Genomic DNA, 19,214 nt, shown 5'->3' with positions numbered 1-19,214 from the left:
TGATACAAATACAGCCCCGGAGTAGATTTGTATCATAAAATTTAAAAAACACAAAATAATGAGCAGATATAATCGTCATCAAGATAGTACTCATGGTCTCTGGGCCGGCGTGGTTGTACTGTGTATTGGTTTATTCTTTTTCCTGGACCGCATGAACCTCAATATGCCGGATTGGGTGATCAGCTGGCCCATGTTACTGATCGTAATTGGTTTTGGAATGGCTTTGAAACGTAAGTTCCAGGGCGCCGGTTGGTTTATCATGATCCTGGTAGGTAGTGTATTCCTCGTAAATAGAATTGTTCCTTTTACCTGGGACTTCCATCGTTTCATGTGGCCTTCCATTATCATCATTATTGGTATCGCCCTCATAGGTAAAGCCGGTACCCGTAAACAGCGATATGATAATTATGTGCAGGAAGGCAGTACCAGCAACGACCTTTTAGAGTCTACCGTAATTTTCAGCGGTACCAATAAAGTGGTCCTGTCCAAAGATTTTAAAGGAGGTAATGTAACCACCGTTTTCGGTAGCACAGAACTGAACTTTGTACAGGCAGACATCAATGGAGAAGCCATCCTGAATGTGGAAACAGTATTTGGTGGGGTGGAGATCACCGTTCCTGCCAGCTGGGATGTAAGAATGGATGTGAATACCATCTTCGGCGGAGTGGAAGATAAACGCAGCGTGCCGCCGATGGCCAATTCGGGCAAGGTTTTGATCATCAGAGGTTCCTGCGTATTCGGTGGGGTAGACCTGAAAAGCTTTTAATACTTTCCTTCCGCCATCCCTTTTATTCATTGTTTTTTTACCCTTCCATCCTTATCATCATTAAACCATAATAACATGTATTGGTTTGTTGCAAAGATCGTTTACCAGATAATATGCGGAAAAGGAGAACACCTCCCGCAGTTCGACGAACAGTTGCGTTTGATCAGTGCCGTAAACAAACAAGAGGCCTGGAAAAAAGCACTGCAGATTGGTGAACAAGAGCAGTACGCATTTAAGAATCAAAGAGAAGAATTAGTAGAATGGCGCTTCATCAACGTGCCGGAACTATACACGCTGGATGACCTGAAAGACGGTATGGAACTTTACTCCCGCGTAGAAGAACCAGAAAATGCCAGCAGCTACATCGCCCTGTTGCAGATGAAAGCAGCCCAGTTACAATCACAGAAGTCTTTTGAACTAAACGTATAGAATTGTGGCTACCTATCTGCTAAAAGAAAAGCCTTACCGCTGGACGTTCATCATTGGCTTCGTTATTTTTCTCAACCTGCACCGCGTTATTTTATATAACTGGCTGCACATGAAAATACTGATAGCCGTATCGGAAAGCGTTGTGCATAATACCCTGCTTTTTATGGCTGTAGCGGCTATCACACAAATGCTCGCAGCTTACAGGCCGGTAAAGAACAGGTATGTATATGTAGCTTTTTTAACGACCGTTGTCAGCCTAATATGGTTAACTGCAGTTTACTACATTCTGAAAGCCTGTGTGGGAGATGAACCTTCTTACATGTTATGGCTGGCAGACAGTATGCCCATAAGATTTGTACTGGGCTGGATGCTCATCACCGGTGTAGGTTTCGTTAGTTTTTTCATGTACGAATTAGAAGAACAACGGCAGGTACTGGCCCGGAAAGAAGCAGCGGAAAAATTATCCAAAGAAGCAGAGTTATACAAGCTGCGGCAGCAATTACAACCGCACTTCCTCTTCAACAGTCTGAACTCTATCAATGCGCTCGTATCCATTCGCCCGGAAGAAGCCAGGGTAATGATCCAGAAACTAAGTGATTTCCTGCGCGGCACACTCAAAAAAGAAGATCAGCTCTGGATACCACTGAAAGAAGAACTGGTATATCTTGAACTATACCTGGATATTGAAAAAGTACGCTTCCGTCACCGTTTAACCACCAACGTGAGTTATACAGACGATGTTTCAAATATGCAAATTCCGCCGATGTTGTTACAGCCCGTAGTTGAAAACGCCATCAAATTCGGCCTGTACGATACAATTGACGCGATCACCATAGAGATCAAAGCCTGGCAGGAGAACGGCATGCTCGTTGTGTCTGTTTCCAATCCCTTTGATCCGTCTTTGCAACAGCAGCCCTACCAGGGAACAGGTTTCGGCCTGAACTCTATCCGCAGAAGATTATATCTGTTATTTGCGCAGCAGGGGCTGCTGGAAACAAAGATCAACGATAACTTATTTACGACCTTTATTAAAATACCACAACTCCATGATAAAAACAGTTCTGATTGACGATGAGCCGCTGGCAAGGGAATTAGTGAAAGAGTTTTTGCAGGCACACCCGCAGATAGAAGTGGTGGCGGAATGTAATGATGGCTTTGAAGGACTGAAAGCCATCCAGCAACACCAGCCAGACCTGATCTTCCTGGACATCCAAATGCCCAAGATCAACGGCTTTGAAATGCTGGAACTGGTAGATAAGATCCCCTGTGTGATCTTCACCACCGCTTTTGAAGAATACGCTATCCGCGCATTTGAAGTGAACGCCATCGATTATCTGCTCAAACCTTTTTCGAAAGACAGGTTTGATAAAGCTCTGCAGAAAATGCTGGAAAGAAAAACAGAAGTAACACCTGCTTTACTGGAAAGCGCTTCTCAGGAAGTGCCCATGCAACATAACAGGGTAGTAGTAAAGATCAATGGTAAGATCAAGATCATCCCCGTACAAGATATCCATTACCTGGAAGCAGCGGATGATTATGTGAAGATCGTGACAACGGAAGGATCATTCCTGAAGAATAAAACCATGGCCTTCTTTGAAAAGATGCTGGACCCGCAGCAATTCATCCGCGTGCATCGTTCTTTTATTTTAAATGTAAGCCAGATCACACGTATTGATCCTTATGAGAAAGAAACTTATCTGGCTATCCTGCGGGATGGTAGTAAGATATTAGTCAGCAAAACGGGTTATCCGAAGTTGAAGGAAGTGTTGGGGTTGTAATTATTAGCCCCAACGCTTTTATGCATCAAAGGAGGACAATGTTATTTTGATTTGCTATCAAGGATCATTTGTCCTAAAGCAATTTCTATTTTAGCGATCATCTCGGACGTAAAATTATGAGTTCCTTTCATCCACTTACTGATCTCTGATTCTTTTTTAGAGAGCCTTTCACCAAGATCTTTTTGTGTCCAGTGCTTCTCCTCTAATATATCAAGTATCCTTTCCGAAATATCGAAGGACTTTGATACCAGTACCTTTGTATGTTCTGGCACCCTTTCATAAATAAGATCTAGTTTCGTAGCCATTTTTTGATAAATAACAATCATCCAGTTATTTCTATGCTTGATTGATATGTTGCAAAAATACAACCCTTCATTTGATTCAACGCAATTTAAACCGCCGAAAATATTGCCTGTTTCGGAGAATTTCTCCGATTATTAAGAGGAAGACGGATTCAATCTCTTAAACAACCCCTCCAGCTTTTCCTTCTTCAAGATCTTCTGCCCATTTTCCCCCGTAGCAATAACCCTATCACCCACCTTTATTTCCAACGTGCAGATAATCTCATGCCCATTGATCGCTTTCACCGTTGCTATGAAATCAACTGTACTGCCTTCAAGAGCAGGAGACACATGCTGCAAACTAAGCATCGTTCCAATCCCTTCTTCATCTGTTTCTTTCATCTCCAGCACAAACAAACGGCAACACCATTCCGCATCCCGTGCCAATGCAAACGTAGCATACACAGGATGCACCAGTCCACTGTCAAATGCAGCACAGTCTTCTTTCCGCACTATGCGTTGGAAAGTTTTAACATCACCGGGTTGAAAAATGTCTAACATGAAATATGTTTATTGTACTACTAATACAGGAATATGTACATAATGCCGCACATTGTTCACCGTTTCGCCATAGATCCAATCCTTGATGCCCGTATGCCCATGCCCGCCAAGGATCAGCAGATCCGCCTGCTCCTGTTTAACGATGCGCACAATTTCTTTTGCACGATGACGGTACCCTAAGATCCCTTTCGCACGGATGTTCTTACTTTGCAGCAGGGCAAGGTAAGTATCCAGCTGTTCCTGGTCTTTCCGCGTTTCAAAGTCATCTGCATCTTTCCCGAAGTAACGGGCAGAAGCACTTTCCACAATATGGATCAGCACATATTCTGTATCCGGTTGCCCTTGTGCCAATGCATTCGCAATGATCTTTTCATCGAACTGGGAAAAGTCCAAAGCCAAAGCGATCTTTTTATACTTAGGCGCTTCCAGGTTGCCCAATGTTACCTGTGTAGGATGCATACGCGCAGAACCTTTCTGACGATAACGGCTAAGGAACGGATAGATAATAGTAGTCACCAGCAGGGCAACAAATATCACCCCTATGAATACGATCAGTAGATCTATCCATATATTTTGATTCTCACGGATAAAAGTGCTGGCTTCGGAATATACCATACGTATATTAAGATACACCAAAACAGTGGCAATCAGCCATGCCGCTACTTTTACATGCCACCTGATGGCAAACTGCCCCATCGTTTGTTTATCACTTACAAAGTGGATCAGCGGAATAACGGCAAAGCCTAATTGCAAACTCAGTAACACCTGGCTAAACACCAGCAAGTGCCCTATCTTTTCTTCTCCTGAAACCCATATCACAATAAGTGCAGGCACAATAGCCACCAGCCGGGTGATCAATCTTCGCAACCAGGGATTGATCCGCAAACGCAGATAACCTTCCATTACAATTTGCCCTGCCAGTGTACCCGTTACCGTAGAACTTTGCCCTGCTGCAATCAATGCCACTGCAAAAAGGATAGGAGCCAACTTTCCACCCAGCAAAGGTTCCAGCATCCGATGCGCTTCATGCAGATCCGCAATTTCTGTATGTCCCGCTTTAAAGAAAACAGAGGCCGCCAGTATGAGGATGGCTGCATTCACAAAGAAGGCCAGGTTCAGCGCAATGGTAGTATCCCAGAAATTAATTCTAATAGCCTGCTTAATGCCCTCTTCCGTTTTTTTGATCTTCCGCGTTTGCACCAAAGCAGAATGGAGATATAAATTATGCGGCATCACCGTAGCGCCAATGATCCCAATGGCAATGTATAAAGCCGTTTCATCCGGAAGGGAAGGAACGAAACCCGTTACCACTTCTGCCATATCCGGTTTAGCCAGTAAAAGTTGTATGAGGAAGGAGGTGCCCACAATGGCCACCAGCGCAATGATAAAAGCTTCCATCTTACGGATGCCATAACGTTGTAATAATAACAACAGGAAAGTATCTAACACCGTCAGCGAAACACCCCACATCAAAGGCATACCCGTTAAGAGTTGTATCCCGATGGCCATACCTAATACTTCTGCAAGGTCCGTCGCTGCAATGGCAATCTCTGCGAGGATATACAATACAAAGTTCACCGGCGCCGGATAAGTTTCCCTGTTGGCCTGTGCAAGGTCACGCCCACGAACTATACCAAGCCGGGCACTGAGACTTTGCAGCAGCAAAGCCATCAGGTTACTCATCACTAAAACCCAAAGGAGCGTATAGCCGAATTTACTACCGCCTGCTAAGTCTGTGGCCCAGTTTCCGGGGTCCATATAACCCACACTTACTAAATACGCGGGGCCAAAGAAAGCCAATATCCTGCGCCATTTGCTGGTGTTTTTGCCAGTTGTATCTATGCTTTGATGTACTTCGCTGAGAGATGCCGCGTGGTCCTGCAATTTCATAAGATCTGCTTACAATGATTTCACCATGATTGTTTTCGATACCTGCTCACTGATGGTAAAAGCAGATTGATTCTTTATCTTGATCTCAACAGAGTTATCAAAATCGTAGCGTTCAATAACTTCTATCTGTGTACCCAGCCTGATGCCCTTTGCCTTCAGGAATTCCAGCAAAGAGGAGGACTGATCGGAAACCCCGGCTACTTCCAGTCGTTTGGAGGTAGCTTTGTCCAGGGAAACGAGCTGTTTGGATTTGCTCATTTTCCCCTGTGCATCCGGAATAGGATCACCATGCGGGTCAGTAGTAGGATTGCCCAGGAATTCGCTGAGGCGGTTCACGAGTTTTTCACTCTTCACATGTTCCAGCTCTTCTGCTATCTCATGTACCTCATCCCAGCTGAAAGACAACTTATCCACCAGGAAACATTCCCACAACCGGTGCCGGCGTACAATTTGCAAAGCAAACCTGCGTCCTTCCGCTGTGAGTGTAATACCCTGGTACTTTTCATAATCTATCAGTTTCTTTTCCTTCAGCTTTTTGGCCATGTCCGTCACCGAAGCCGGTTTCGTATCCAGGTCATAAGCGATGGCATTGGTACTCACCACTGAAGTACCGTCCTGCAGCTTGAAAATAGATTTGATGTAGTTCTCTTCCGCGTTCGTCAAATTCATGGTATCTAAAATATAATTTAGACAAATCTAAATAGTATTTTTCAAATTAGGAAGTTCTGGGAGATATATGGAATTATATTTACCTTTTCGCTCAATTATAGCATGATATGAGCAGAATCCTACTCCTGACACTAATGTTTGGCCTGTTTGCGGCCTGTACGAATACTTCCAAACCTGCCAATGATGAAGATCGTGTGCTCACCTTTAAGGATTTCAAGGAATTTTTCCCTGAAATAACCGCTGCCTACAGGCTCAACGCGGATTCCCTGAAACGCCGCATTCCGGATACTTTTGCCCTGAAAGCAAGAGTAGTGAAGCAATTTCTGCCGGATACCCTGGCAAAAGGCACTTTCACAGCAGCGGAGAAACCAAAGTTTTTCCCCCGTGCTTATACTAAATCAGAAGAACAACAGTTTTTTGTAGTGGAAGGCACCACCAAAGCAGGAAATGTGGCCTGGTTATGCATATATGATAAAGAAGGAAAATTCCTGCAACGCCACCTGGTAGCAAAAAATACAACCGCTAACAATACCCGCGTGGGTTTTGTACTGGATACCAGGCAGAATTTAAAAGTGACCACAGAAACCCAAAGAGCCCCCGGCCAGCTGTCTACCAGGGAAGATGTATATGCAGCCAACCCGGATGGTAGCCTGGCACTGATCATGACCAATTCCAACGAACCCACCAGCACTGGTTTATACAACCCGATAGATACCCTCGCACGCAAACATAAGTTCTCCGCCAACTACGCTTCCGGAGAACAAAACCTGGTATCCATCCGCGACGGGGAAACAGCAAAAGAGTTTTTATTTTTTATACATTTTTCACGGGATAACGGGGATTGTGTGGGAGAGATAGATGGCGTTGGTCGTTATACAACAGCTACTACAGGTCAGTTCAGAGATAAAAACACTTCCTGCATCCTGGATTTCAAATTCAGCAGCGGGAAGGTGACCATCAAAGAAACGGGCTGTGGTGCTTATCGTGGTATCAAATGTTTCTTTGAGGGTACTTTTATCAAAAAGAAAAAATAAAACGTATGAAAAGAGTAACCGGTATCGGAGGCATCTTCTTTAAATGCGAAGATCCTGCAAAAATGAACGAATGGTATGGTAAACACCTGGGTGTGCCTGTTACCCAATGGGGAGCCAGTTTTGAATGGAGGGATCTGGATAACCCGGAGAAAAAAGGCACCACACAATGGAGCACCATGAAAAAGGATACGGAGTACCTGCAACCCAGCGAGAAACCTTTTATGATCAATTACAGGGTGGAAAACCTGGTGGAATTGCTGGCCGAACTGGAAAAAGAAGGTGTGCAGGTAGTAGGAGCGATGCAGGAATTTGACTACGGTAAGTTTGCATGGATCATAGATCCTGAAGGCCATAAGATAGAATTGTGGGAGCCGGTGGATGAGAAATTATAAGTTCCGCTGTACAATATCCGCAAAAGTGATCCTGCTGATGAAGCGTGCGCCCAGTGAAGCTAAATGATGTGTATGCACCTGGCAATCCACCATGGCCAGTTCGTTTTCGTATTGCTGTATGAATGTAATGAACGCAGCTTTGGAAGCATTGCTCACTTTTGCGAACATACTCTCCCCAAAGAAACACCGCCCTATTTTCAGTCCATATAAACCACCCACCAGTTCTTCATTTTGCCAGCACTCCACTGATAAAGCATACCCCGCCTCATGCAACTGCAAATAAGCCGCCATCATATCTTTCGTGATCCAGGTACCATCCTGTCCCTCTCTTTCAATACTGCTGCAATTACTGATCACGCCTGCAAAATTCTCATTAATGGAAATACGGAAAGGCGATTTGCGCAACAGCTGTTTCATGCTGTTGGATACTTTTAATTCTGCCGGAAATAAAACAAAACGGGGATCGGGGGACCACCAGAGGATGGGTTTACGGTTATACCAGGGAAATATGCCGGAACGGTAGGCCAGGAGCAGCCTTTCCATACTAAGATCGCCACCGATGGCCAGCAGGCCATCCGGCTCCGCCTTATGAAGTGGCGGGAAGATCAATTCATTATCAGGTATTTGGAAAAGGGGCATTTAAGAAGCTACTGTTTCTTCCAGGGTGGCGCTGATCCCTCTGTCTAGCAAAGCTTCGAGCATTGGTTTCAGATCCGTGTATTCGCCTTTTTTAACGGCGTATTTACCATTGTGATGAATAATGAGCGCACATTGTTCCGCCTGCTCTTCCGTATGACCGCAAACGTCCACTAATGACTGTATCACCCAGTCGAAGGTATTCACTTCATCATTCCAAACTACCAGACTGAAAGGGAATTGCTCCTCTGTTTCAACCAGCACTTCCACTTGTTCCTGAACGGACGTCCCCGTGCCCATATAACTCATGATCTGTCAGATGTTTTCACAAAGTTACATTTTTTTGGTAATGACCATGGTTTTGGCAGAATGATCGTAAATTAACAGCCATGAAAGGATTGGTTTTATTAATGGAGTTCAGCTTACCGCTGAAGGATCCAGTGCCTATATTCTCGTTGGTTTTGTTCATTATTCTGCTGGCGCCCATCATTTTGCGGAAATTCCGCATCCCCAGCATCATAGGACTCATCTTAGCGGGAATGACCATTGGAGACCATGGCTTCAAGATCATAGAGAAAGGAAGTATCGACCTGTTTGGAAATGCCGGTTTATTGTACATTATGTTCCTGGCAGGCCTGGAACTGGATATGACGGAATTCAGGAAGAACCGTCACCGCAGCCTGGTTTTTGGCGCCTTCACCTTTTTTATCCCCCTCATCATGGGATATGTGCTTTGCACTTATGTGCTGCACTTCAATCTGATGGCTACTTTGCTGATCTCCAGCATGTTCGCTACCCACACCCTTGTGGCTTATCCACTGGCCAGCCGCCTGGGCATCACCAAAAATGAAGCGGTGACCGTGGCCGTAGGGGGCACCATTATTACAGACACCGCTGTATTATTGATCCTGGCTATTATTACAGGGGCAGAAGCCGGAAATCTTAACACTGCCTTCTGGTTAAGGCTGGGTATTTCCCTCGCTATTTTTGCAGGAATCGTGTTGTGGGGTTTCCCCATCATCGGCAGATGGTTCTTTAAAAAGATCAAAGACGATAAAACATCCCACTTCATATTTGTACTCGCGCTGGTATTCCTGGCAGGATTCCTCGCAGAACTGGCTGGTGTGGAAGCTATCATCGGAGCTTTCCTGGCAGGCCTTGCCCTCAATCAGCTCATCCCGCATACTTCTCCCCTGATGAACAGGATGGAATTTGTGGGCAGCGCTTTATTCATTCCTTTCTTTTTGATCAGCGTAGGTATGATCGTAGACCTGCGTGTATTGATGAAAGGCCCGGAAGCATTGATCATAGCTGGTGCTTTAACAGCAATGGCCCTATTCAGCAAATGGCTGGCTGCATTTTTCACCCAGCTTTCTTTTGGTTATTCTCCCACACAGCGGAACATCATATTTGGCCTGAGCAGTTCACATGCTGCAGCTACTATCGCCGTTATCCTGATCGGTTTTAAGATGGGCATCATCAATGAGAATGTACTCAATGGTACCATCATCCTTATCCTTGTCACCTGTATGGTGGGCTCTTTTGTAACAGAAAGTGCCGGCCGTAAACTTGCCATCAGGGAAGCAGAGAAAAAACCAGAGATCACCGGTGGCGTGGAAAAGATCCTGATCCCCATTGCCAATCCCGAGCGCATGGAATCCCTGATAGATTTTGCGCTGATGATAAAAGATCCTTTAAGCCGGGAACCTATTCATCCCCTTGTAATAGTACAGGATGATGCGGAAGCCCGCGATAAAATATTTGTCAGTAACAAGATGATGGAGAAAGCAGTGATCCATGCTGCCGCTTCTGAAAGCAATGTACAGGTAGTAACGCGTGTAGACCTCAACGTTACAGATGGTATTTCCCGCACCGTAAAAGAATTGCTGATCTCAGATGTGATCCTTGGCTGGAGTGATAAGAACAGTGCCACAGACCGCCTCTTCGGAAATATCTTTGGTACTACTACAGATAACGTACTGCAAAGTGTTTGGGAAACCGTATTCATCTGTCATTTTAATCATCCGCTCAATACCACCAAGAAACTGGTACTGGTGATGCCAAAGAATACAGAATACGAAATTGGTTTTGCGCATTACCTGCAAAAGATCATACTGCTGGCTAAACAGGCTGGTGCTAAGATGGTAGTATATGCAGGCCGCAAAACACAAGCGGCTGTACAACGATTCATCATAGCGGCCAAAACCAGTGTAGACCTAACTTTCCGCGAACTGGAAAATTTAGAGGATTTCCTGGTACTGGCCCGCAGCATTTCCCGCGATGATCTTTTGGTAGTAGTTTCTGCCCGTAAAGGAACACTGTCTTATCAGCCTTACCTGGAAGGAACACCCGCCAGGCTGGGCAGGCATTTTAAAGATAACAACGTATTACTTGTATATCCTGAACAAACAGCCACAGAAAACAGTGAGCCCGGCATACAGGATGGTGATATCACCTTAATGCCGATACAGGAACAACTGGTGAACTTCAACAGGATCCGCAAAGCCGTTAGGCGGATCTTTAAAGGAAATAAACCAAAAGGAAATATCACCGAAGAAGAATAGTCACCGGCCCTGTAAGTCCTGATGGCAACAACGGTGAATCCGGTTTATAAGGACTATACGTTGTAAAAGTATACCGCCCGCTGGTGCGCTTTTTGCCTTCCAGTAACCACGCTGGCCATTGTCCATTTTTAACACCATCATCCGGAAGTTTGGCATCTCCGATCAACCTGTTGGGCCAGAGGTTCACTACTTCTATTTCCAACAGGTTGTTTTTTTGCAAAACATCTGTGATCTCCACGCGCCACGGTGCTGTCCACAACACACCAAGGTCTTTACCATTTAGTTTTATACGCGCCATGTTCTTCACATTTCCCAGATCTAAATAATAGTGTTTATTATTTTTCACGAAGGAAAACTGCTTACGGTAAGTGGCAGTACCGGAATAATATTTAATACCTTCTTCCGGCCTTGTAGTCCAGTCCTGCAATTGATCAAATACGATCTGTGAAGGCCCTCCCCATTTTGGATCAAATGAAACCTTCCATGGCCCTTGCAAAGTATCTGCGATTGTTTGTTTCGGAAAGCTCTTCTTCCCAACAACACCTTTTTCAAATACAATAAAATAACTCTGATAAGGCTCAAACCGCATGGGAATGGTAGTAGAACCTTGAAAAGTTTCAAATTCAGGCAGCAAGCTGGTTGTACCTGTTAATGGGTCCCAGATTTCCGGTGCTCCTTGTGTTGTACGGAAAGTATTGTTCGCCTGTACAACCTGGTCAGTACGATTGGACACAAAATAAATATCCCTGTTCTCCGTAACGCGATGTGTATAACGTATAGCACCAGTAGAAGTAAAATCTTCTTTCACATCCAGCAGTTTGGCAACCACATCATAAGAAGGATACAGCGAATCATAAGGCACTGCAAATAATTTCGTTTCCTTTGCAATGGCCTGTAATTGCTGATCCGCAGCCGGATAACCTGATAAACCAGGTGTACGCACAGGTGGCAAACCCACCACCAATGCGCCCTCATTCACGAGCGCGCGGATCTTTTCCAATAAAGGGATCGTCATCGTTTCCGAAGCAGGCAATACTAGTACCCGGTAACTAGCACCACTGGGAAATACAATCTGTTTATTATGCACACGGGCTTTATACAATTGACTGGGCGCACATCCATCAAAATTAAATCCCTTCCTGTCCGGCAAAAATTCATCTCCCGTTAATGCAGAAAGGGGCGGGCGGAAAACATGTGGGGCCCCTTCCGGTGTGAGGTATAAGATATCTGCCACCGCACGTCCCTGTTGCAGGATGAACTGGCATCTTGAAATGTAGCGGTGATAAGCATCCACCATCGGCCACCAGGTTTGCCCTCTGTCCCAATGCACACCATAAGGCCCCATCGTCATGCCCGGCCTTAATGAATCGTTGAGCGACTGGTTGATAAAAGTATGATAGAAAAAACGATTGATCCCCATCGCAAAAGCCCAATCCCCCTGGTTCTTCATAGATCCCGGATGTTGTTTCCATGATTCATTGTTCTCTGCTGTAAAAGCTTCCGCCGCAATAACGGAGGAACCATTTATATGCCCGATGGAAGTAGCTTCAATACAACTGAAAGAAGTATTATACCCAAACCCTTTGCTCCAGAATTCACACATGGGGATATCCGCCAGCGCACCCTGTTCGAGGTCTGCTGTAGGATTCATATCATAAGGTTCAATGGATAATTTAAATCCATTCCGGTGGCTGTAGTTCTTTAAATGTTGTACATGGAAATCCAGCACCAGTTCCTGTGATGTCTGCCGGAGGTCCCAGAGGAACCGTTCGCTGATGGCTGCGCTTTCTACAATGTTCCCCAGGTAAACGGGATAAAAAGGTTGCGGATCATATCCTCTCCGTTTGATGAATTCCTGCCTGAATGCCGCCGTCCAGTTTTGTGCACCCATTTCCCAGCTATCCATATGCAGGTTCTTCCATCCGCCACCGGTTGTTTTCCGTGGTCCTACCTTACGCAATAATTTCCCCGTATAGGCATCCAGGTGAGCATTCATCGCCACTGTATCAAATTTATCTGCTTCAAATCCCAATCCCGGAAAAGGAGCAGGCCTGGTCACCGCACCATTATTCCTGCTAACAAAACGCATAATGGTCCAGTTGCCGGGAGGCACTTTCCAGAGGAGCGTACCATCCTTTTGCAGTTTATCCGTGAGTACAATGATCTGATTTTTTGGAATAGCAGGCCCATCACTCACCATAGCAGTGAGATAAGGTTTCACTCCTTTTACAGAACTAAAAGGTGCACGGTAATACAAGGCCTTTTCATCTGCGTCCGTGATAGCATGTTCAGCAGCAGGAGTGGGGAAAGCCAGCACCGCCACATCTTCATAAAAATCTTTCCACTGTGTTTTCATTATAGGAGTTAATCCCCCTTCGCCAAAAAATGGTTTGCGTGGTGGAGGCACAGGAAGTTTCAAAACCTCAGCACCCCCGCTAACTTTGGTAGTACTCGCTACAAGATGTTGCATGGACTGACCGGGAGTTACCCATGGCCCGCCACTGCCACTCCATCCAGGCCCCACACCCAATGTGATCTCAATCCCTAACCTTTCCGCTTCATGCACCGCATGGGCAAACAGTTCCTGCCATTGCTCACTCAAAAAATCCACCTTGCCACGCGGAACGCCCACATTCACTTCAAGAAATACAAGATTCCCGATCCCCGCACGTTTCATGGATTCCAGGTCTGCCGTCATGGAAGATTTAGATTGGTTGCCATCCATGAAGTACCAGTAAACACCGGGCCTTGCAGAAGGAGGCGGTTGCAGGAAACCGGATTTCAAACTATCCGGTGGCAGCAGCAATAGCATGTAAACAAAAAGTTGGGAGAACATCATATAACTAAGATAACTTTTAGGGGGCGGTAGGGCATCCTGTAGCTTCCTGCCCCTTTCTTTTTCCTTATTGCGTAAATCTCTTTCCCTTTTGCGTAAACCACCCAGCTTGTTTTTCACCACATTTGCACCCTTATGAAACTTCAATGGGCAAAGCATCAGCAACGCTGGTTTGGAAAGTGGCATGTATACCTGGGAATTATTGCAGGAGCCATCGTGGCATTTGTAGGAGTTACCGGCAGCATATTAGTTTTCCAGGATGAAATAGACCGTGCTTTAAACCCGGAATTATTTATAGTTACGGAGCAGCAGCACAAGATGTCCTTTGCTGAGATCGAACCTCTCATCCGGCAGAAACACCCCCAGCTGCAATTCAGTTATATGCTGATGGAGGTAGATAAACCTAACCTCGCCTACCGCTTATTTAATTTTAAAACAGAAGACGAATACTTTATCAATCCCTATACCGCAGAATTAAGTGGAAAACGCTTGCATGAAAGCTCTTTCATTCATATTGTTACAGAACTGCATCGTACATTGCTTGTGCCCACAGCAGGCCGTTATATTGTTGGCTTAGCCACATTGTGCCTGCTGGCCCTTACTATCAGTGGTCTCCGCTTATGGATCCCCGCCAAATGGAATCAGTTAAAGTCAGTGTTGACCATAAAATTCAGTGCTGGGTTCAAACGCCAGAACTACGACTGGCACAATGTGCTGGGCTTTTATTCAGCCCCCGTTGTAACATTGCTGGCACTTACAGGCGTTTGCATCACTTTCTCCCCATTGGTGATCGCATTGCTCTTTGTATTAAATGGACAATCACCACAGGGAGTAGCTTCATTGTTAGGCGCAAAATCCACTTACACGGAAGGTGCGCGCACATTGCCTTTGAAAGATGTGGTGTCCATTGCAAATGAAGCCATGCCGGGTGTACAAATTGCCGGTGTTGCTTTCCCTTTAGACAGTTCGGGAAATTACCGCCTGGATGTAATAGGAGCAGGGTTGCCCAAAAGCGGCAAACGGGAAATGCTCATCCTGGATCAATACACTGGTAAAGTATTATTGAACAGCCGCTCAGATTTCCCCAATTCAGGCAATGCTTATCTGAGCTGGCTTACACCTATCCACTATGGCAGCTTTGGTGGTATGCCTACAAAGATCCTCGCATTACTGGGAGGCCTCATGCCATTGGTCTTATTTGTAACAGGATTTATTATCTGGTGGCCACGCTTCCGGAAGCAAAAGGAAAAAGTAAATAGCAATGCAGCCATAACAGACCTGATCACACTCACCTTCCGTTACAGATGGCATTATTTTTACTTCAATCTGAAAAAGGGATTCCGTTATGCTTTCTGGGTAGTGCTGAGCAGTATTGCGATTGGGGCATTATATGGGCTTCCCTCAGGCATAGTAATCCAACCCGCCGTATTTGCTATTACCTTCACTTGTCTGCTGGTGGTGATCAATTTTGTGGTGGCTTTACCGGTTTGGGGCATCAACCTGCTTTTCTTCGCACCCTTCCAAAAAGGCAGTCGCGGAATCATCCGTTACTTCGCCTGGTCATTTTCCTTTTTGGTAGTATACCTTGCCTGTTATTTTTTACTGATGAATACAGGGATGGATTTCTTTTAACTAATGTTTTGTTTGTTCCACCTTTTCATGGTATTCCAGGTATTTGGGTAATGCCGCGGAGCCATACCAGGGATATATTTCCGCTTCCATCACTTTCTCTTTGAGAACAGGATCGCCTTCCAGTAATGCATCCACTTCTTCCCTGGTCTTAACGTTCAGGACGAATATACCACGGTATTGTTTGTCGTTTTTCCCCAATGGCCCGGCAATAACCATTTTGCCATCCTTCACCAGTTTGTTGATGTTGGCCATATGGCCTGTAAAGAGTTCTCCCAGTTTTTCTTTGTCCGTAACGGCGTTACTGCCTGTTTTCAGGATCACGAGGAAATACATTTTCATGCCGTACTTATCAGCACCAAGACTGTCTGCAAGTGCTTTATCGTATTTGGGATTTTCTGATTGTGCGGAGGAGTGGAAATAAGATCCGCAAATAAGGAGCAGGGGTAGAATGATATGTTTCATGCGTGCACTGTTTATACCAAATATAAGTCGCTCCCAGCAAGTATTCAAATTTATAAGCTATTGAAAATCAACTAACTGACTATTTTAATTGCAATCCATTGCAAATGCCGGTTTTTTTAAAGAACTTGGTCTATCAGTCATTTACAATTAATCCATCAAACATGTCTTCAAGAAGGGATTTTCTATTGCATGCCGCATTAGGTGTAGCAGCCACCACCGTTGCTCCGTTTGTAGCATCCGCCAGCAGTGGTACCAGGAAAAGTATTGATAAGAAAGACCACCTGCCGGTAGGCATGGCGGGTTACACCTTTGCCAAATTCGATGTGGATAAGGCCATTGGGATCATGAACAGGGTAGCCATTAAGTATATTTCAATAAAGGATATCCACTTACCATTGAACAGCAGCCCGGAGAAGATCCAGGAAGTATTGGCCAAATTCTCCGCAGCCGGTATCAATGTGTATGCAGTAGGCGTTATCTATATGAAAACGAAAGCTGCGGTAGATGAAGCATTTGAGTATGCTAAGAAAGTAGGCGTTCCCCTGATCGTAGGTGTTCCCAATCCCGAGTTACTGGATTATACAGAAGAAAAAGTAAAACAGTATAACATCAAGATTGCTATCCATAACCACGGACCAGAAGATAAACTGTATCCCGGTCCTAAAAATGTGTATGACCTGATCAAAAACAGGGATGCACGTATGGGTATCTGTTTAGATATCGGTCACGCTATGCGTGCCGGCGAAGAACCAGGAAAAGCTGTACTGGCCTACAAGAACCGGATTTTTGATCTGCACATTAAAGATGTTACCCTTGCCGCGAAAGACGGAAAGGCAACAGAGATCGGAAGAGGTGTGATAGATTTTCCCGCATTTATTGCTGCACTGGATAAAGCAAAATACCAGGGTATTTGCAGCATAGAATACGAAAAGGATATGAGTGATCCTTTACCCGGGATCGCTGAATCCACCGGTTATTTCAGAGGTGTGATCAATACTGTAGAGAAATAATTATGAAAGCGGGGAGGCGCAATACCTCCCCGTTTTATTATGACTCATACGCCTCCTGTAATCCTTTCACATCTATCTTATTCATCGTAAGCATCGCATCTATCACTTTCTTCGCTTTAACCGGATCTTTATCCCCCATCAGTTTCCCGAGGATAGAAGGTATGATCTGCCAGGACAACCCAAACTTATCCTTCAGCCATCCGCATCTGCTTTCAGCGCCTCCATCTGCAGTTAACTTATTCCAGTAATAATCTACCTCTTCCTGTGTTTCTACATTTACAAAAAACGAAACTGCTTCATTGAATTTAAAATGCGGCCCGCCATTCAATGCCATGAATTGCTGCCCTTCCAGTTCAAAAGTGGCAGACATCGGATTGATACTGCTGATCTTTGCATTTTTAAAAACAGTAGAATAAAAATTGATGGCTTCTTCCAGGTTGTTGTCGAACCATAAAAATGGAGTGATCTTTTGCATTTGTTTCAGATTTTATATAAAGCTACCTGCAGAAAACAACTTTAAGACGGGGGAAAAGCGACAATAAAGAAGTGCTTTTCGACAAACCCGGAAACCCGCGCCCCATCACGGGGTTTCCGATCCTCACATACTATGCCAATATTAAACAGCTGTAACACAATGTGTTAAGTGTAGAGAAGAATCTACAGCCTTAAGGCTGTAAAATGTAATAAATTGCCTCCCTTTAGCTGTGCCCATTATGATTCTTATAGTAGATGACCGTCCCGAAAATATCTATTCCCTACAGAAGCTGCTGGAATTAAACCGGTACAAGGTGGATACCGCTTCTTCGGGGGAAGAAGCTTTGCGGAAGATTTTGAAGAACACCTACTTTCTGATCATCCTGGATGTGCAAATGCCCGGCATGGATGGTTTTGAAGTAGCAGAAGCGATTACAGGATATAGTAAGTCGAAAGATATCCCTATCATTTTTCTTTCCGCCGTTAACGTGGAAAAGAAATTTATTGAAAAGGGTTATCTCACCGGCGGTTTGGATTATGTGACTAAACCTTTTGATCCGGACATCCTCTTATTAAAAGTAGGCACTTTCTATCGTCTCAATCAGCAGACGAGAGAACTGAATGAGATGCAGAAGGAATTACAGGATGAAATAGCAGAACGTAAGAACGCACAGGATGCCCTTGTGCAAAGCCTGGAAGAGTTGCGCTCTGTGCTGGAGTCCATTCCACAGATCGCATTTACATTGAATGAACAAGGCCACATAGAATATGTGAACCAATATTGGTACCGGTTTTCGCCAGACAGATCACATTTCCCTGATAACGACCATATCGTCATCCACAGCGTAGCCAAAGCAGTAGAAAGTGGTCAGCAACAGGTAACAGAAGTACTGCTCAAATTGCTGGACACACCCGAATACAGGTATCATTCACTCACATTAACGCCTGTACGCAAACAAGGCCAGGTAGTAAAGTGGGTAGGTATGTTCACCGATATACATGAACAGAAGAAAACCACCCAATTACTGGAAGAAAGAGTGAATGAACGCACCAAAGCCTTGCAGGAAGCAAATAAGGAACTGGAGAACAGCAACCACGAATTACAGCAATTTGCTTACGTGGCATCTCATGATCTCAAAGAACCACTTCGCAAGATCCAGGTGTTCAGTAATATGATCAGCAGCAAATTCGGGCATGAACAGCCGGAAGCCAACGGATACCTCAACAGGGTAGTACATTCCGCCGCCAGGATGAACAAGCTGATCACAGATCTTTTAGACTATTCCAAATTAGCGATAGGAGACGTTTTTCAACCTGCCAACTTTAATACCATCATCCTGGAGATCATGGATGATATGGAATTATTAATAGAAGAGAAGAAAGCAGTGATCCGGGTAGGAGAGATACCTGTTATACATGCCATTGCCGCACAGATCCGCCAGGTTTTTCAGAACATACTCAGTAATGCACTCAAGTTTTCCCGGGAAGGTATACCACCGGATATTCACATCAGCGCAGAGATAGTAAGTGATCTGTCATTGAATAGCCCGCCAGACAAAGAAGGCGCTTATTGCCGGATTGCCGTACAGGATAATGGTATTGGATTTAATGAGGTGTATCTGAATAAGATCTTCGTGATCTTCCAGCGCCTGCATGGCAGGGCAGAATATGAAGGCACAGGAATAGGACTGGCCATCGTTAAAAAGATCATTGATACACACAACGGATTGATCACTGCCCACAGCGAAGAAGGCAAAGGCAGTACTTTTTACATCATGCTCCCTTTAAAACAATCATAAC

At 44.9% G+C, this 19,214-nt stretch carries 19 protein-coding genes; 10 read left to right on the top strand and 9 right to left on the bottom strand.

The window, feature by feature from the left end; all coding sequences use genetic code 11:
* The first annotated feature begins 58 nt into the window (after positions 1-58).
* From GFS24_RS18870 to GFS24_RS18855, 4 genes are all read left to right on the top strand, one after another.
* Positions 59-766 (top strand): LiaI-LiaF-like domain-containing protein, encoded by a 708-nt coding sequence (locus GFS24_RS18870; protein ID WP_153662074.1) that lies wholly within the window; start codon positions 59-61, stop codon positions 764-766.
* A 75-nt stretch (positions 767-841) separates the two neighbouring features.
* Complete coding sequence (locus tag GFS24_RS18865; protein WP_153662072.1) at positions 842-1,195, top strand: DUF4288 domain-containing protein; 354 nt, start codon at positions 842-844, stop codon at positions 1,193-1,195.
* Between the two features lie 4 nt (positions 1,196-1,199).
* Positions 1,200-2,264 carry a histidine kinase gene (locus GFS24_RS29475; protein WP_153662070.1) on the top strand — a complete coding sequence of 355 codons (1,065 nt, stop codon included), beginning with the start codon at positions 1,200-1,202 and terminating at the stop codon, positions 2,262-2,264.
* Complete coding sequence (locus GFS24_RS18855) at positions 2,242-2,973, top strand: LytTR family DNA-binding domain-containing protein (protein ID WP_153662068.1); 732 nt, start codon at positions 2,242-2,244, stop codon at positions 2,971-2,973. Before GFS24_RS29475 ends, GFS24_RS18855 begins: the two co-directional genes overlap by 23 nt.
* A 41-nt stretch (positions 2,974-3,014) precedes the next feature.
* On the opposite strand, the gene GFS24_RS18850 is transcribed toward GFS24_RS18855, so the two are convergent.
* The 4 genes from GFS24_RS18850 to GFS24_RS18835 form a co-directional block, all read right to left on the bottom strand.
* Complete coding sequence (locus GFS24_RS18850; protein WP_153662066.1) at positions 3,015-3,278, bottom strand: helix-turn-helix transcriptional regulator; 264 nt, start codon at positions 3,276-3,278, stop codon at positions 3,015-3,017.
* A 132-nt stretch (positions 3,279-3,410) separates the two neighbouring features.
* Positions 3,411-3,815 (bottom strand): thioesterase family protein, encoded by a 405-nt coding sequence (locus GFS24_RS18845; RefSeq protein WP_153662064.1) that lies wholly within the window; start codon positions 3,813-3,815, stop codon positions 3,411-3,413.
* 9 nt (positions 3,816-3,824) lie between these two features.
* Positions 3,825-5,705, bottom strand: a complete 1,881-nt coding sequence (locus GFS24_RS18840; protein ID WP_153662062.1) for an Nramp family divalent metal transporter — start codon at positions 5,703-5,705, stop codon at positions 3,825-3,827.
* Positions 5,706-5,714: 9 nt separating this feature from the next.
* Positions 5,715-6,374 (bottom strand): metal-dependent transcriptional regulator, encoded by a 660-nt coding sequence (locus GFS24_RS18835; RefSeq protein WP_153662060.1) that lies wholly within the window; start codon positions 6,372-6,374, stop codon positions 5,715-5,717.
* A gap of 107 nt (positions 6,375-6,481) precedes the next feature.
* Here GFS24_RS18835 and GFS24_RS18830 point away from each other — a divergent pair, with 107 nt between their 5' ends.
* A complete protein-coding gene (locus GFS24_RS18830; RefSeq protein ID WP_153662058.1) occupies positions 6,482-7,408 on the top strand; it encodes a hypothetical protein in 927 nt (308 codons plus the stop codon).
* Positions 7,409-7,413: 5 nt separating this feature from the next.
* Positions 7,414-7,800 (top strand): VOC family protein, encoded by a 387-nt coding sequence (locus tag GFS24_RS18825; RefSeq protein ID WP_153662056.1) that lies wholly within the window; start codon positions 7,414-7,416, stop codon positions 7,798-7,800.
* Here GFS24_RS18825 and aat read toward each other — a convergent pair.
* Entirely contained in the window at positions 7,795-8,439 is a 645-nt protein-coding gene (aat, locus tag GFS24_RS18820; protein ID WP_153662053.1) for a leucyl/phenylalanyl-tRNA--protein transferase, read from the bottom strand. The genes GFS24_RS18825 and aat overlap by 6 nt on opposite strands.
* On the bottom strand, positions 8,440-8,745 hold the full coding sequence (locus tag GFS24_RS18815; protein WP_253906529.1) for an ATP-dependent Clp protease adaptor ClpS: 306 nt from the start codon (positions 8,743-8,745) through the stop codon (positions 8,440-8,442).
* 80 nt (positions 8,746-8,825) lie between these two features.
* Here GFS24_RS18815 and GFS24_RS18810 point away from each other — a divergent pair, with 80 nt between their 5' ends.
* Positions 8,826-11,000 carry a cation:proton antiporter gene (locus GFS24_RS18810; RefSeq protein WP_153662051.1) on the top strand — a complete coding sequence of 725 codons (2,175 nt, stop codon included), beginning with the start codon at positions 8,826-8,828 and terminating at the stop codon, positions 10,998-11,000.
* Here GFS24_RS18810 and GFS24_RS18805 read toward each other — a convergent pair.
* A complete protein-coding gene (locus tag GFS24_RS18805; RefSeq protein ID WP_253906528.1) occupies positions 10,984-13,812 on the bottom strand; it encodes a glycosyl hydrolase in 2,829 nt (942 codons plus the stop codon). The genes GFS24_RS18810 and GFS24_RS18805 overlap by 17 nt on opposite strands.
* A gap of 159 nt (positions 13,813-13,971) precedes the next feature.
* On the opposite strand from GFS24_RS18805, the gene GFS24_RS18800 reads away from it, so the two are divergent.
* Positions 13,972-15,468 carry a PepSY domain-containing protein gene (locus GFS24_RS18800; protein WP_153662048.1) on the top strand — a complete coding sequence of 499 codons (1,497 nt, stop codon included), beginning with the start codon at positions 13,972-13,974 and terminating at the stop codon, positions 15,466-15,468.
* Here the strand turns inward: GFS24_RS18800 and GFS24_RS18795 are convergent, their stop codons facing one another.
* Positions 15,469-15,930 carry a YciI family protein gene (locus tag GFS24_RS18795; protein ID WP_153662046.1) on the bottom strand — a complete coding sequence of 154 codons (462 nt, stop codon included), beginning with the start codon at positions 15,928-15,930 and terminating at the stop codon, positions 15,469-15,471.
* A gap of 161 nt (positions 15,931-16,091) precedes the next feature.
* Here GFS24_RS18795 and GFS24_RS18790 point away from each other — a divergent pair, with 161 nt between their 5' ends.
* Positions 16,092-16,940, top strand: a complete 849-nt coding sequence (locus tag GFS24_RS18790) for a TIM barrel protein (RefSeq protein WP_153662044.1) — start codon at positions 16,092-16,094, stop codon at positions 16,938-16,940.
* A 37-nt stretch (positions 16,941-16,977) separates the two neighbouring features.
* On the opposite strand, the gene GFS24_RS18785 is transcribed toward GFS24_RS18790, so the two are convergent.
* The gene (locus GFS24_RS18785; protein WP_153662042.1) at positions 16,978-17,415 is read right to left on the bottom strand and encodes a VOC family protein; all 438 of its coding nucleotides are present in this window, start codon (positions 17,413-17,415) and stop codon (positions 16,978-16,980) included.
* A gap of 238 nt (positions 17,416-17,653) precedes the next feature.
* Here GFS24_RS18785 and GFS24_RS18780 point away from each other — a divergent pair, with 238 nt between their 5' ends.
* On the top strand, positions 17,654-19,213 hold the full coding sequence (locus tag GFS24_RS18780; RefSeq protein WP_153662040.1) for a response regulator: 1,560 nt from the start codon (positions 17,654-17,656) through the stop codon (positions 19,211-19,213).
* The last annotated feature ends 1 nt before the right edge of the window (position 19,214 follow it).

The sequence above is a fragment of the Chitinophaga sp. SYP-B3965 genome (genome assembly GCF_009647655.1).
Classification (GTDB): domain Bacteria; phylum Bacteroidota; class Bacteroidia; order Chitinophagales; family Chitinophagaceae; genus Chitinophaga.
This window is presented reverse-complemented; position numbering and strand designations above follow the sequence as displayed.

What these genes read in the sequence shown, in the direction of transcription:
- GFS24_RS18870 (WP_153662074.1), top strand. Translation starts at nt 59, where the DNA reads ATGAGCAGATATAATCGTCATCAAGATAGTACTCATGGTCTCTGGGCC.
- GFS24_RS18865 (WP_153662072.1), top strand. Translation starts at nt 842, where the DNA reads ATGTATTGGTTTGTTGCAAAGATCGTTTACCAGATAATATGCGGAAAA.
- GFS24_RS18855 (WP_153662068.1), top strand. Translation starts at nt 2,242, where the DNA reads ATGATAAAAACAGTTCTGATTGACGATGAGCCGCTGGCAAGGGAATTA.
- GFS24_RS18850 (WP_153662066.1), bottom strand. Translation starts at nt 3,278, where the DNA reads ATGGCTACGAAACTAGATCTTATTTATGAAAGGGTGCCAGAACATACA.
- GFS24_RS18845 (WP_153662064.1), bottom strand. Translation starts at nt 3,815, where the DNA reads ATGTTAGACATTTTTCAACCCGGTGATGTTAAAACTTTCCAACGCATA.
- GFS24_RS18840 (WP_153662062.1), bottom strand. Translation starts at nt 5,705, where the DNA reads ATGAAATTGCAGGACCACGCGGCATCTCTCAGCGAAGTACATCAAAGC.
- GFS24_RS18835 (WP_153662060.1), bottom strand. Translation starts at nt 6,374, where the DNA reads ATGAATTTGACGAACGCGGAAGAGAACTACATCAAATCTATTTTCAAG.
- GFS24_RS18830 (WP_153662058.1), top strand. Translation starts at nt 6,482, where the DNA reads ATGAGCAGAATCCTACTCCTGACACTAATGTTTGGCCTGTTTGCGGCC.
- GFS24_RS18825 (WP_153662056.1), top strand. Translation starts at nt 7,414, where the DNA reads ATGAAAAGAGTAACCGGTATCGGAGGCATCTTCTTTAAATGCGAAGAT.
- aat (WP_153662053.1), bottom strand. Translation starts at nt 8,439, where the DNA reads ATGCCCCTTTTCCAAATACCTGATAATGAATTGATCTTCCCGCCACTT.
- GFS24_RS18815 (WP_253906529.1), bottom strand. Translation starts at nt 8,745, where the DNA reads ATGAGTTATATGGGCACGGGGACGTCCGTTCAGGAACAAGTGGAAGTG.
- GFS24_RS18810 (WP_153662051.1), top strand. Translation starts at nt 8,826, where the DNA reads ATGAAAGGATTGGTTTTATTAATGGAGTTCAGCTTACCGCTGAAGGAT.
- GFS24_RS18805 (WP_253906528.1), bottom strand. Translation starts at nt 13,812, where the DNA reads ATGCTATTGCTGCTGCCACCGGATAGTTTGAAATCCGGTTTCCTGCAA.
- GFS24_RS18800 (WP_153662048.1), top strand. Translation starts at nt 13,972, where the DNA reads ATGAAACTTCAATGGGCAAAGCATCAGCAACGCTGGTTTGGAAAGTGG.
- GFS24_RS18795 (WP_153662046.1), bottom strand. Translation starts at nt 15,930, where the DNA reads ATGAAACATATCATTCTACCCCTGCTCCTTATTTGCGGATCTTATTTC.
- GFS24_RS18790 (WP_153662044.1), top strand. Translation starts at nt 16,092, where the DNA reads ATGTCTTCAAGAAGGGATTTTCTATTGCATGCCGCATTAGGTGTAGCA.
- GFS24_RS18785 (WP_153662042.1), bottom strand. Translation starts at nt 17,415, where the DNA reads ATGCAAAAGATCACTCCATTTTTATGGTTCGACAACAACCTGGAAGAA.
- GFS24_RS18780 (WP_153662040.1), top strand. Translation starts at nt 17,654, where the DNA reads ATGATTCTTATAGTAGATGACCGTCCCGAAAATATCTATTCCCTACAG.